Below are 12,714 nucleotides of genomic sequence, written 5' to 3'. Positions count from 1 at the left end.
GCCCTGCCCTATTCAGTTTGGTCGGATTGCAAAGTCACCGCGCGCTGCTGCTGCAGCGCCTCCAGACAATAATACTCAAACCACAAGCCGGTGAAGATAAATATCAGTATGTACAGCCAGATCGACGCAGCCGCCAGGAAGGGGAAGAACACCACCGCGATGGTGGCGCCGCCCACCCACACCACGCCCGGGATGGCGCCGGCCACGCCGGACACCACGCCGATGGCCATCAGCTGCCAGCGGTGCGCGCGCCGCAGCACGGCACGCTCCTCGGCGCTGGCGTAGTCGGCCAGCGCGTCGTAGGTCATCACGCGCTGCGTCAGCCAGCCCCACAGCAGCACCTGCACCACCAGCGCGGCCGGCGGGAACAGGTACAGCGGCAGCGCCACGAACCAGGCCAGCACGAAGATGGCGAAGCCGCCCAGCGCGGCCGCCACGCTGCCGGCGATGCTGCCGCCGCGCTTTTTCTCCAGCTGCGGGTAATGGCGCCCGCCCACGTGGCGCACCACGAAGGGCATGGCGGCCACGCCGATGAAGATCAGCGCGGTCAGTATCATCAGCGGCAGCAGGGTCAGCATGGCGATCAGCGGCGGCACCACCGTCTTCAGCACGCCCAGGCCCAGGTTGTTGAGCCAGTGGGTGCTGCTGCCGAACAGGTCGTGCTCGATGAAGGCGGCGTGCACATAATCGACCATGGGCTGCAGGCAGAAATACAGCAGCACCGCCCACAGCGCCACCGACAGCAGGAAGGGCACGATGCTCAGCACCAGCATCTTGCCGTGCAGCTGGGACAGCAGCGCGCGCCCGTAGGCGTTGAGTACACTCCTCATTGCGTCGGCTCCTTGCCAAAATTGTGCACCATGCGCTTCAGGCCCAGCCACTGCTGCTGCCAGAAGCCGCGCCCATACTCGCGGCCGGGCGCCACGCTGCCGTCCGGCGCGGTCTGCGGCAGCTGGTCGCGGATGCCGGTCTGGACGAATTCGGGGGTGAAGTTCGCGGTGCGGAACAGCATGTCCCAGACCGGGAACAGCACGGCGAAATTGCAGCCGCCCAGGGTGCCCTTGCCTTTCGACTCGTGGCCCACGCCGATGGCGTGGTGCATGCGGTGGTAGCGCGGCGACACCAGCAGGCGCTCGCCGATGGCGCCGAAATGCACGCGCACATTGGCGTGCTGCAGGCTCTGGATGATGCGTGACAGCGACACCAGCAGCACGTACTGCGCCGGCGGCACGCCGATGGCGATGGCCACCAGGCCCATGACCACGTCGCGCAGCAGGTCGTCCAGCAGGTGGTTGCGGTCGTCGCTCCACAGGTTCATATTCATCTGGCTGTGGTGCAGGCTGTGCAGGCCCCACCACCAGTTGAAGTGGTGCGAGGCGCGGTGATACCAGTAATCGACGAAGTCCAGCACCAGCAGATACAGTACAAAGCTCCACAGCGGGCTGATGTCCGGGAACAGGTTTTCCAGGTTGAAGGGACGCACGTCCTCCAGGCGCAGCAGCGCGTTCAGCTGGTCCAGCAGCGGGTCCAGCGTGAAGAAGATCACCACCGTGAACAGGCCGAGGCGGTGCAGCACGGTGTAAATAAAGTCGTTCCAGCGCGCGCGCGGGTCGGTGAATTTGTGCACCGGGATCAGCGCCTCCATGGGCCGCAGCACCAGGAACAGCAGCACAAGCTCGGCCAGGCCGATCAGCAGCCACTCGGTGCCTTCGAAGGCTTCCTCGGTAATGTCGCCCAGGCCGCCGTAAAACAGGATGGGCTGGATCACGGTTTCGAACAGCCAGCCCTGGGCGGCGCCTAGCCAGTCGCTTAACAGTTGGATCATGCTTGGATGGTACTTTTCAATGCTTGAATCGAGGTGAATAGTCCGGGTGCTCGCGCAGCGTGGCGAAGCAATAGCCCTTCTGCTTCAGGCCCGCGATCAGCGGTTCCAGGTTGGCCGGCGCCCAGGGATCCTTGCGCGACCAGATACCCATGTGGGCCATGAAGATGTCGCCCCCGCGCAGCTCGCGCAGGGATTTCTCCAACAATACCGCATTCGGCCAGGCGCTGCTGGAGAGCTCGTCGCCCGAGAAGCCGGCCTTGGCCCAGCCCACGTGGGCGTAGCCGCAGGCGGCGCCTGCCGCCAGGCTGCGCGGCGAGGTCTTGCCGCCGGGGGCGCGCCAGATCGGGTCCAGGTGCTTGCCGGTCAGTTCGTGGAAGCGGCTGTCGACGCGCCTGATCTCTTCGCAGTACTGGGCCGGGGTCCAGTTCTGCACCTTGCCTGCGGCCGCGCCGAACTGCGGCTTGACCTGCAGGCGGCCGTCCGGCGCGTCCTTTTGCCAGTACACATGGTCGAAGGTGTGCGAGCCGAAGGCGTGGCCCTCGGCCGCGCGCGCGCGCCAGAACGGCGCCCAGGACGGGTCCAGCGAATAGTCGCCGCGCACGGTTTTCTCGTTGGCAAGGAAGAAGGTGGCCTTGACCTGGTGTTTGTTCAGGGTCTGCGCGATCAGCTCGGCCTGCGACTGGCTGCCGGTGTCGAAGGTGAGGTAGATGGTGCCCTGGCAGGCCGGGGATGCCGGGCTTGCCGGTGCGGCGGCGAGCGCCGGGGCAGCCAGCGCGGCCAGGACAGCAAAGGCGGCAGCGCCGCCCGTCAGCAGCGGGCTGCTCATGGCGTACTCAAACGCGCGGCGAGGAATTGGCAAAGAATACGCCGTGCGGCGAGCGGCCGACCGGGATCAGCTTGACCACCTTGCGCGTGGCCAGGTCCACCACCGCCACCTTCTTGATCCAGCGCAGCGTCACCCACATGGTTTTCTTATCGTCGGTGATTTCCATGCAGTCCGGGCCGCCCGGCACGTTGATGGTGCCGACGTTCTCCAGCGTCTTCTGGTCGATGATGTTGATGGTGTTCGACACGCGGTTCGACACGTAGGTCATGCGGTTGTCGCCCAGCGCGCGGAAGTTGTGGGTGCCGTTGCCGGCCTTGATCTTCTTGACCGTCTTCTGGGTCTTCCAGTCGATCACTTCCACGTAGTCGCTGCCCATGATGCCGACCAGGAGGTGCTTGTCGTCCGGCGTCATGGCGATCCCGGCCGGCAGCTTACCGACCGGTATGGTCCACTTGATCTGCTGGGTCTTCAGGTCGATGCAGCTGATCTGGTCACTGCCCTGCTGCGTGATGAAGGCCACGCTGCTGGCCGCGTCGAAGGCGATGTGGCTGGGCAGCTTGGGCAGCGGCAGGCGCTTGGACAGCGTAAACGTCTTGCCGTCGAACTTGTAGATGTCGACGCGGTCCAGGCGCAGCGAGGTCACCACGAACCATTTCTGGTCCGGCGAGAAGCCGATCTGGTACGGGTCGAGGATGTCCTTGATGGTGCGCTGCACCTGGCCGGTTTTCGGGTCCAGGAACACCAGCTCATTGCCCACCGAGCTGGCCACGATCAGGGACTTGTTGTCCGGCGTGGCCATCAGGTGGTGCGGCTCTTTGCCGACAGGGAAAGTGGACAGGGTCTTGTAGCTGGACTGGTCCAGCAATTGGACCGTGGCGTCGCGCGAATTGAGCACGACTACCACGTTCGCGTGCGCCGAACTGAGGGCGGCAACCAGGCAGACACTGGAAAGGACGATGCGGCGGAGACTGCGGAACATGACGTGAATCGCTTCTGAAGAGCAAAACACTATTCTAAGTGCAAACCGCAGCCGTGTAAGGGTAATTGGCGACAATTATGCTGGGGAATAGCGCCGATGCGCGGCACAGACTACAATAAATGGCTAACCTAACAAACAAAAGGAACATTATGTCCACTATTACCACTCCATCCGGCCTGCAATACGACGATACGGTCGTCGGCGAAGGCGCCGAGGCAAAAGCCGGCCAGAACGTTACCGTGCACTACACCGGCTGGCTGCGCAACGACGACGGCAGCAAGGGTGCCAAGTTCGATTCGAGCAAGGACCGCAACGATCCGTTCGAGTTCGCGCTGGGCGCCGGCATGGTGATCCGCGGCTGGGACGAAGGCGTGCAAGGCATGAAGATCGGCGGCACCCGCGTGCTGACCATCCCGGCCGACCTGGGCTACGGCGCACGCGGCGCCGGCGGCGTGATCCCGCCGAACGCCACCTTGATCTTTGAAGTGGAACTGCTGGGCGTTTGATGTTCCTCGGCGGCTGATGCGCTGCAGCGGCGGGTTACGCGCTGCAGCGGCGGGTTACGCGCTGCGCGCTAACCCGCCCTACCCGCCCTACCCGCCCACCCGCCGTACCCGCCCCGATCCTGCTCGGGTCCCGTAGGGCGGATTAGGCGCAACGCGCCGTAATCCGCCGGCGCCGCCACGGCGCGCCCCTCACCGCAGCCACGCGCGCTGCATGGCCTCCTGCTCGGCCGCCGCGTCCAGCAAGGCCCCGTTGCTGCGCTGCTCTGCCACCGCCTGTACCGCCGCCGGCAATTCCGCGCGCGCCGGCCTGGCGCCCGCCGCCTGGTTCTGCACCAGCGCCGGCAATTTCCACACTCCCCCGCTTTTGCAGGCCAGTCCGGCCAGTTCCTGCACACCCGGCACGCCGCCGGTGGTAAAGCCGCGGCAATACGCCCCGTCCGCCGCCACGAAGCTGGCCACGATGCGCACGCTGCCGCCATACACCCCGCCCGCGCCCGACGGCGCCTGCTCCAGCGCCAGCGCCAGCCGGCCCTGCGCCACCAGCGCGCCGTCGCGCCAGGCCACGCTGGGCAAGGCTTGCGGATCCGGCTGCCAGCCGCCCAGGGCGAACTTGCCGATCACCACGCCCAGCGCCAGCACGCCCGCCACCGCGCCCCATTCCAGCCACGACCAGCGCCAGCCGCGGCGCGCCTTGCGCGCGGCCTGCTGGGTGGCGGCGCGGGTGGCGCGCACGGCCGCCAGCTGCACCACGGTGGCGCCGCGGCGCGGGCCGGCCAGGCGCTGCCGGGCCGCCTGGCAGTGCGCCAGGCGCTGCGCCAGGGCGGCGTCGCGCAGCACGGCCGCCTCCACGGCACGCCGGGTTGCCTGGTCCAGTTCGCCATTGGCGTAAGCCATCAGGATGTCGTCGGAAAAGCTCATATTACGGTTCCTCGCTAGCTTCCGATCATACCCCCAGAGGCGAGGCAGGGGTAGCCGGCCTGGCGCGAAATCGGCGCAAGCCAACGCCAGTAAGGCTTACTTTAAAAATTCTGTCAGCAGATTCTTACCCCAGGCAATAATTCTGTGCTAATCTGCGCGCTCTATTAACCAAGGAGGTAGTAATGAAAAAAGGCGAACTGATTGCTGAATTTGCTAAGCGTACCGAAATGTCGGGCGCAGCGGCCAACGATGCAGTGAACACTCTGATTGCCATCGTTACCGAGCGTCTGAAAAAGGGCGACACGGTCGGCATCACCGGCTTCGGCACCTTCTCCGTCGCCAAGCGCGCAGCACGCAAAGGCCGCAATCCTGCCACCGGCGAAGCGATCAAGATCGCTGCGTCCAAGACCCCGAAATTCTCCGCTGGCGCGACCCTGAAAGCGGCAGTGAACCCAACCAAGAAGAAGTAATCACATCGGTGATTGGGTTACCGGCCGGGCTAAGCCCGGCCATTTTTTTTAGGCGCAGCCATCCATCAGCGCCAGCAGCACCAGCTTCTCGAACTCGGGAGCGAAACGGCGGATGATGTTGTCCGGGTCTTGCACCAGCGCGTCGTCGGTCACGATGCCGAACTGCACCCCGCCGTTGTAGGACAAGATCGACACCCCCACCCCGATGTCGCCCGACTGCGGCACCCAGAACATGATCTGGTCCAGCCGGCTGCCGGCCAGGTAGAGCGGCGCCTGCGGCCCCGGCACATTGCTCATCACGGCGGTGGCCTTGCGCGCGAAGTAGTTCTGGATCTCGTTCTGCACCTGCCTGGGCGAGGCGCCCAGCACGCCCAGCACCGACATGGCCACCAGCGCCGTATAGCTGCCCTTGAGCTCCGTCATGCGGCGCTGCACCTCCGCCAGGCGCGCCACCGGATCGGCCATCCCCACCGGCAGCACCAGCGGCACCAGGCCGAAGGCATTGCCCAGGCGCTGCTGGCGGCTGGCCTTGCGCAGGTTCACCGGCACCATCACCCGCACCTCGCAGTCGTCCGCCACGGCGTCGCCGCAGTCCTTCAGGTAGGCGCGGATGGCGCCGGCCACGCTGGCCATCAGCACGTCGTTCACCGAGCAGCCGTGGACCTTGCTGACCGCCTTGATCTCGTCCAGCGGCAGCGGCTCGCTCCAGGACACGTGCTTCTTGCCGTTCGGCTTGCCCTTCAGGCGGGTGCTGCTGTCGTCAGCCATGGTGGTGAGCTTGACGGCGTCCGTGGTCAGCTGGGCGGCGGTCTGGCCGACTGCCGCCAGCCGGCCGGCAAGCTTGTCCAGGTCGGCCCACATGCCCATGGACTTCAGCAGTACCGACGACGACAGGCCGATGGTCTTCACGCCGGCGGCGGTGATGGGGTTGAGGATCTGCTCCCAGGGATTGGCCTCGGCTTCGGCCACGGCGGCCGGCGGCGGCTGCACCGGCTGCTGGTCCGGGTGCTGGCCGAACATGGACATGAACACGCCCACCAGCGCAATGCCGTCGGCGATGCAGTGGTGGATGCGCACCACCAGCGCCTGGCGCACCTTGCCGTCCTCGCCGATGCAGTTCTCCACCAGGTGCATCTGCCACAGCGGGCGCGCCGGGTCCAGCGGCTGCTGCGACAGCAGGCCCACCATGCGCTGCAGCGCGGGCTTGTTGCTGGCGCCATGCTCGTCGTCCAGGCGGGTGTGCACCACGTGGTCGTCCAGGTCCACGTCGTCCTCTTCCCACCAGGAGCCGGCCAGGTCGGTCACCACGCGGCTGCGGAAGCGGCGGTAGGCCAGGAAGCGCGTCTGCAGCGCCTCCTTCAGGCCGGCCACGCCGATCGGCTCGGCCATCATGGCCACGCCGACGATCATCATCTGGTTGCCCTCGGAGTCCATGCGCAGCCAGGCGGTATCGACCGTGGACATTTTTCTCCGGCCCAGCGCCGACAAGGCTTGAGACAGCATATTTGAGTTTCTCCTCTATAGTTTTGGGCCAGGCGCACCGGCGCAGCATAATTTTTGTATTATGTGGCTTCCGGCACGGACGTGCGCAAAGTTACTTTAGTGATATTACTCTAGGAGAGTTTATGAGTCTGCAAGAACAATTCGACCAAGCGATGGCCGATTCCAAAAACCTTCCGGAGCGTCCGGACAATATGACCCTGCTGAAGATCTACGCGCTGTTCAAGCAGGGCTCGGCCGGCGACGTGGAAGGTACGCGTCCTGGCTTCACCGACATGGTGGGCCGCGCCAAGTACGACGCCTGGGCCGCGCTGAAGGGCACCTCGCAGGACGACGCCCGGCAGCAGTACATCGACCTGATCGAAGAACTGAAGGACGCGTAAGGCACGCCTGGCATACCGCCAACCGCCCAGTAAAAAGCCCGCTCGCAGCGGGCTTTTTAACTCAGGCGGCCTTGCCGGCGCCGAAGATCTTGGCCATCTTCTCGGCCGCTTTGCTCTGGATGACGGGGGCGAAGGCGCCGAACAGGAAACCCAGCTTGATGAACATCTCCGCCTTGTGCTTGCTCAGGGTCAGCGTGCCGTTGACGCCGCTGCGCTCGAAGCGCAGCACGTCGCCGTCCCATTCATAGGCCAGGTCGAATTCCTCGGCCAGCTTCTCAGCAACCTTTTGCGCCGCGTCGCGGGCCTTCTTGGGGGTCAGGCTGTGCTCCTGAACGATATTGATGTCTGCCACGAATGTCCTCTCCTTGATCTGGGGCGGGCGCTATTTTACAGCAGCCGGAAGGCGGCGATGGCGGTAATGGTGGGCGGCAAGGCGCCCAGGAACAGGCCCAGCGGGCTGACGCAGCCGTCGGCGAAGTAGCGCTTGAGCAGCGCCATGCCGGCCGGATTGGGCGCGTTGGCGATCACCGTCAGCCCGCCGCCGGTCACGGCCCCGGTCACCAGCGCGTACTTGAAGTCATCGCTCAGGCCTTCCACCAGCGAGCCCAGGTAAGTGAGCGCGGCATTGTCGGTGACGGCCGTGAGCGCGGTGGCGCCGTAATACACGGCGTCGCTGCTCATGCTCATCAGCGCGCTCTGCAGCCACCACTGCTGCTGCCCGCCCAGCACCACCAGCCCGGCCAGGAAGAAGGCCACCATCAGGCCCTCGCGCAGCATCAGGCGGTCCTGGTGGCGCTCGTAGGCGTGGGCCACGCCCAGGAAGAACAGGAACAGGCCCATGAATACCGCGCTGTGGTGCGAAAACACCACCACGCCGGCCAGGAACAGCACGTGGATCAGCACCAGCGGCAGCGGCACCGGGGTTTCCTTCACCTCGCCGGGACCGATGCCATCGCTGGGATCGTCCAGGCGGGCCAGCTCGCGCGAGAACAGCAGCGCCGCCGCCACCGCGTTGAAGGCCACCGCCACGGCAGCCTTCCAGCCGATGTGGCTGAGCATGAAGGCCATGTCCCAGTTCCACTTGGCCGCCACCATCAGCACCGGCGGCGCGGCAAACGGCGTCAGCGTGCCGCCGATGGACACGTTCACGAACAGCACGCCCAGGGTGGCGTACTGCAGGCGCGGCGAGATGCCGGCCGCAAAAATGCGGCGCGCCAGGATCAGCGCGCCCAGGGTCATGGCGGCCGGCTCGGTGATGAAAGAGCCCAGCAGCGGCACCACCGCCAGGATCACAATGTAGGCCCCCATGCTGCCCGGCAGCGGCAGCGCGCGCGCCAGCAGGCCGGCCGCGGCGGCCGTGGTCTGCAGGATGGGACGGGTGGCCGCGATCACCATGATGACGAACACGAACAGCGGTTCAGTGAAATCGCGCCCATCCAGGTAACCGGTGGCACCGTCCTTGCCCAGCAATACCGAGATGCACAGCATCAGCACCAGCGCCCAGAAACCGAACACCACTTCCACCTCGCCCAGCAAATGCCACAGGCCGGCGTGCGCCGGGCGCGCGTGCGCCAGCCGCTCGAACAGCTTGGTGGAAAAAGTATGCACGATGGCGATGCCGAACAGGGCCGCGCCGATGATTTCGATAATGCCGGGTGCCACGCTGTCTCCTCAGTGGTGCGGTTGCTGGTGCGATCTCTGGTGCGATCGCTGGTGCAATCGCTGGTGCAATCGCTGGTGCAATTGCCGATGCCAGCGGGCATTGTACGTCAGCGCGGCAGTGGTGGCGCCAGCCGCAGCGGCTTTGCGCAATCGCAAATGCCGGCGGCGCGCCCGGGCCCACACTCTGGAATCGGCGCGGCATCCGGCCGCCGCCGGCTCGAACTGGAGGGAATATGGAATCCGACGTCATCGAAACCCTGCTGACCCCGCCCAACAGGCTGCCGGTCAGCTACGTACCCACCCCGTCCGCGCCCTACCGCGTGCACCGCAAGGCGGCCCAGGCCACCATGCAGCCCGGGCGCCCCTGCCGCAGCGTGAACGGCCGGGCGGCGTCCGCCTACCCCGCCGGCTCGCGCGTGCTGATCTGGAAACAAGACCCGTCCGTGACGGAAATGGGCACCCGCAAGACCTTCCTGCCGGGGGTGATCCTGGAAGGCCCGCGCGACGCGCGCATCGTCAGCGGCGCGCCGGGGATCCAGCCGGTCAGCCCGAACGCCTTCGGCGACTTCATCATGCAGCCCAACACCGACCAGTTCGACGCCGTGCACACCTTCGCCGTGGTGCGCCAGACGCTGACCATGTACCAGCGCGCGCTGGCCGCCGGCGGCGAATCGGCGCCGCTGCCCTGGCAATGGAACAGCGCCAGCGACACCAAGCCGCTGCAGATCTTCCCGCACGGCCTGCCGGACGTGATGAACGCCTACTACAGCCGCGACGAGCGCGCCCTGAAGTTCGGCGACTTCGTGCCCAGCGGCACGGACGAGCGCATGTACACCTGCCGCTCCTTCGACATCGTGGCGCACGAAACCGGGCACGCCGTGCTGGACGGCCTGAAGCCGCGCTGGCTGCTGAACAACAACCCGCCGCAAACCGGGGGGCTGCACGAATCGTTCGGCGACCTCACCGCCATCTTTCTCACCCTGTCGCAGCTGGACCAGACCGAGGCCGTGATCGCCCAGACCAAGGCCGACCTGCACGACAAGACCTTCCTGGCCGACATGGCCGAACAGTTCGGCATGGCGCTGGGCCGCCCCAACGGCCTGCGCAATGCCGACAACGACCTCAAGCTGTCCGAGGCCGGCAACGAGGTGCACGCCATCTCCCAGGTCTTCACCGGCGCTGTCTACGACATCCTGGCCGACATGTTCGCCCACGAGCGCCACCCGGGACTGGAAGACGACGCCGCGCTGCTGCACCGGGTGGGCGACTACCTGTGCGGCCTGGTGCTGCGCGCGCTCATGGCCGCGCCCGACCATGCGGCCAACTATGCCCACGTGGTCAACCAGATGCTGCGCATCGCCGCCGCGGACGGCAAGCCCGCCGCGTACCTGAACTTCATCCGCAACCGCTTCTCGCTGCGCGAAGTCGTGGTGGCGCAGCCGCAGGCCGGCGCGGACGGCGGGCCGGCCGAACTGGCGCCCGATGTGGAAGACCGGCCCGGCGCGCCGCAGGACCGGCGCGCCTGCTGCGGTACCATGAACCATGCCCAGTATTTCGAGCTGGAGGACGCGCTGGAGCAGGAGCGCGCCGAGCTGGCCCGCTGGTGCCAGGGCTACGCCGCGCGCAGTGGTGGTTGAGTTGGCTGCGATGGCTGAGTGGCCGAGGTGCCTTCCCCGCTCTGGCAGCGTGCCGGCGTGCGGGAAGCGCATTTGCTTATGCGCATAGTATCTAAGCTTAAAACCCGCCGCGAATTGTGGCGGCGCGCGAATTACCTTAAAATACAGTGCTTTGCTGTAGCCGACCAACATAGATAGGACTGTCATGACCCACGTAGTTACCGAATCTTGCATCAGCTGCCGTTACACCGACTGCGTCGATGTTTGCCCGGTAGATTGCTTCCGCGAAGGCCCGAACTTCCTGGTTATCGATCCGGACGAGTGCATCGATTGCGCAGTCTGCGTTGCCGAATGCCCAGTGAACGCCATTTTCGCCGAGGAAGACGTGCCGGCCGACCAGGTACAGTTCATCAAAATTAACGCCGAACTGACGCACTGGCCATCCATCACCAAGACCAAGGCCGCGTTGCCTGAGGCCGAGCAGTTCAAGGACGTTCAGGACAAGCTGCACCTGCTGGTGCGCTGAGACTCAGACCTGTCCTACAGAAAAGCAGCGGAAACGCTGCTTTTTTTGTTTCCGGTGCCGTATTATTGTGATGGACATGAGCGGCGCCGTTCACTGTCCGCCTTGCCCCCAGTTACGGCGAAATGCTTTACGTCATGTTCAAATATCCTATAATGGGTTCATGATTTCCCATCGTTACCAGGAATATTTATGCTTTACCAACTGCACGAAATGCAACGCACGTTCCTGACCCCTTTGATGCAATGGGCTGACGCGTCATCGAAACTGTTCAGCAACCCGGTCTCTCCGCTGGCGCACACGCCGTTTTCCCAGCGGATCGCAGCGGGATACGAGCTGATGTACCGTTTGGGCAAAGAATACGAAAAACCGGCGTTTGGCATTGATAGCGTTACCGTCAACGGCAAGGAAACCCGCATCGTCGAACACGTGGTGATCAACAAACCCTTCTGCCGCCTGATCCACTTCAAGAAAGACCTGAGCGACAAGGAAACCCGCGCCCTCAAGCACCCCACCGTGCTGCTGGTGGCGCCGCTGTCCGGCCACCATTCCACGCTGCTGCGCGACACCGTGTCGGCCCTGCTGCACGAGCAGGACGTCTACATCACCGACTGGACCGACGCGCGCATGGTGCCGCTGTCGGCCGGCCCGTTCCACCTGGACGACTACATCTTCTACGTGCAGGAATTCATCCGCCACCTGGGCCCGGACCTGCACGTGATTTCCGTCTGCCAGCCGACCGTGCCGGTGCTGGCCGCCATTTCGCTGATGGCCACCGCCAAGGATCCGAAACTGCCGAAGACCATGACCATGATGGGCGGCCCGATCGACCCGCGCAAGTCGCCCACGGCAGTGAACAACCTGGCCACCGAGAAAAAATTCTCGTGGTTTGAAAACACCGTGATCTACTCGGTGCCGCCGAACTACCCCGGCTTCGGCCGCAAGGTCTACCCCGGCTTCCTGCAGCACGCCGGCTTCATCGCCATGAACCCGGGCCGCCACGCGCAGAGCCACCGCGAGTTCTATATGCACCTGGTGACGGGCGACGACGAGCCGGCGGAAAGCCACCGCAAGTTCTACGACGAGTACAACGCCGTGCTGGACATGCCGGCCGAATACTACCTGGACACCATCAAGACCGTGTTCCAGGACTTCTCGCTGCCGCAGGGCACGTGGAAAGTGGGCGGCCAGCTGGTGCGTCCGCAGGACATCACCACGGTGGCGCTGTTTACCGTGGAGGGCGAGCTGGATGACATCTCCGGCGCCGGCCAGACCCAGGCCGCGCACGAGCTGTGCGCCAACATCCCGGCCGACATGCAGCAGGACTTCGTGGCGCCGGGCGCCGGCCACTACGGCATCTTCTCCGGCCGCCGCTGGCGCGAGGTGGTCTGTCCCAAGATCAGCGAATTCATCCGCAAGCACGGATAAAGCGCAGCACAGCGATCCCCGGCCAGCCCGGGGATTTTTTATTCCGCGCCGCGCGCAGATATAATGGCATATTCATCG

General features: G+C 65.3%; 14 protein-coding genes. 6 read left to right on the top strand and 8 right to left on the bottom strand.

Annotated elements, in window-relative coordinates:
• Positions 1–8: 8 nt before the first annotated feature.
• Genes ASC94_RS20175 through ASC94_RS20160 form a run of 4 tightly spaced genes read right to left on the bottom strand, consistent with a single transcriptional unit; the run spans position 9 to position 3,630 of the window.
• A complete protein-coding gene (locus tag ASC94_RS20175) occupies positions 9–830 on the bottom strand; it encodes an EI24 domain-containing protein (protein WP_056399414.1) in 822 nt (273 codons plus the stop codon).
• Positions 827–1,825, bottom strand: coding sequence for a sterol desaturase family protein (locus ASC94_RS20170; protein ID WP_056399408.1), 999 nt, complete (start codon positions 1,823–1,825; stop codon positions 827–829). The genes ASC94_RS20175 and ASC94_RS20170 overlap by 4 nt, the downstream gene beginning before the upstream one ends.
• A 16-nt stretch (positions 1,826–1,841) precedes the next feature.
• A complete protein-coding gene (locus ASC94_RS20165) occupies positions 1,842–2,651 on the bottom strand; it encodes a polysaccharide deacetylase family protein (RefSeq protein WP_056399406.1) in 810 nt (269 codons plus the stop codon).
• A 7-nt stretch (positions 2,652–2,658) separates the two neighbouring features.
• On the bottom strand, positions 2,659–3,630 hold the full coding sequence (locus tag ASC94_RS20160) for a cytochrome D1 domain-containing protein (RefSeq protein WP_056399404.1): 972 nt from the start codon (positions 3,628–3,630) through the stop codon (positions 2,659–2,661).
• 149 nt (positions 3,631–3,779) lie between these two features.
• On the opposite strand from ASC94_RS20160, the gene ASC94_RS20155 reads away from it, so the two are divergent.
• The gene (locus ASC94_RS20155; protein WP_056399400.1) at positions 3,780–4,136 is read left to right on the top strand and encodes an FKBP-type peptidyl-prolyl cis-trans isomerase; all 357 of its coding nucleotides are present in this window, start codon (positions 3,780–3,782) and stop codon (positions 4,134–4,136) included.
• Between the two features lie 189 nt (positions 4,137–4,325).
• On the opposite strand, the gene ASC94_RS20150 is transcribed toward ASC94_RS20155, so the two are convergent.
• On the bottom strand, positions 4,326–5,054 hold the full coding sequence (locus tag ASC94_RS20150; protein ID WP_056399396.1) for a hypothetical protein: 729 nt from the start codon (positions 5,052–5,054) through the stop codon (positions 4,326–4,328).
• 182 nt (positions 5,055–5,236) lie between these two features.
• On the opposite strand from ASC94_RS20150, the gene ASC94_RS20145 reads away from it, so the two are divergent.
• The gene (locus tag ASC94_RS20145; protein ID WP_050409188.1) at positions 5,237–5,524 is read left to right on the top strand and encodes an HU family DNA-binding protein; all 288 of its coding nucleotides are present in this window, start codon (positions 5,237–5,239) and stop codon (positions 5,522–5,524) included.
• Positions 5,525–5,572: 48 nt separating this feature from the next.
• On the opposite strand, the gene ASC94_RS20140 is transcribed toward ASC94_RS20145, so the two are convergent.
• A complete protein-coding gene (locus ASC94_RS20140) occupies positions 5,573–7,027 on the bottom strand; it encodes a wax ester/triacylglycerol synthase family O-acyltransferase (protein ID WP_267875120.1) in 1,455 nt (484 codons plus the stop codon).
• Positions 7,028–7,149: 122 nt separating this feature from the next.
• Here ASC94_RS20140 and ASC94_RS20135 point away from each other — a divergent pair, with 122 nt between their 5' ends.
• The gene (locus tag ASC94_RS20135; protein ID WP_056399393.1) at positions 7,150–7,407 is read left to right on the top strand and encodes an acyl-CoA-binding protein; all 258 of its coding nucleotides are present in this window, start codon (positions 7,150–7,152) and stop codon (positions 7,405–7,407) included.
• Between the two features lie 61 nt (positions 7,408–7,468).
• Here ASC94_RS20135 and ASC94_RS20130 read toward each other — a convergent pair whose 3' ends face one another.
• Complete coding sequence (locus ASC94_RS20130) at positions 7,469–7,759, bottom strand: polyhydroxyalkanoic acid system family protein (RefSeq protein WP_056399390.1); 291 nt, start codon at positions 7,757–7,759, stop codon at positions 7,469–7,471.
• Between the two features lie 35 nt (positions 7,760–7,794).
• Positions 7,795–9,069, bottom strand: a complete 1,275-nt coding sequence (locus ASC94_RS20125; RefSeq protein WP_056399387.1) for a putative Na+/H+ antiporter — start codon at positions 9,067–9,069, stop codon at positions 7,795–7,797.
• Between the two features lie 233 nt (positions 9,070–9,302).
• On the opposite strand from ASC94_RS20125, the gene ASC94_RS20120 reads away from it, so the two are divergent.
• From ASC94_RS20120 to ASC94_RS20110, 3 genes are all read left to right on the top strand, one after another.
• The gene (locus ASC94_RS20120; protein WP_056399384.1) at positions 9,303–10,706 is read left to right on the top strand and encodes a hypothetical protein; all 1,404 of its coding nucleotides are present in this window, start codon (positions 9,303–9,305) and stop codon (positions 10,704–10,706) included.
• 184 nt (positions 10,707–10,890) lie between these two features.
• Positions 10,891–11,211, top strand: a complete 321-nt coding sequence (gene fdxA, locus ASC94_RS20115; RefSeq protein WP_056399381.1) for a ferredoxin FdxA — start codon at positions 10,891–10,893, stop codon at positions 11,209–11,211.
• 189 nt (positions 11,212–11,400) lie between these two features.
• Positions 11,401–12,636 carry a polyhydroxyalkanoate depolymerase gene (locus ASC94_RS20110; protein ID WP_056399379.1) on the top strand — a complete coding sequence of 412 codons (1,236 nt, stop codon included), beginning with the start codon at positions 11,401–11,403 and terminating at the stop codon, positions 12,634–12,636.
• Positions 12,637–12,714 lie beyond the last annotated feature (78 nt).

The organism is Massilia sp. Root418, assembly GCF_001425265.1.
In the GTDB taxonomy this organism is placed as follows: domain Bacteria; phylum Pseudomonadota; class Gammaproteobacteria; order Burkholderiales; family Burkholderiaceae_D; genus Rugamonas.
The sequence above is the reverse complement of the archived record's forward strand: the minus strand, read 5'-3'. Positions and strand labels throughout refer to the sequence as shown.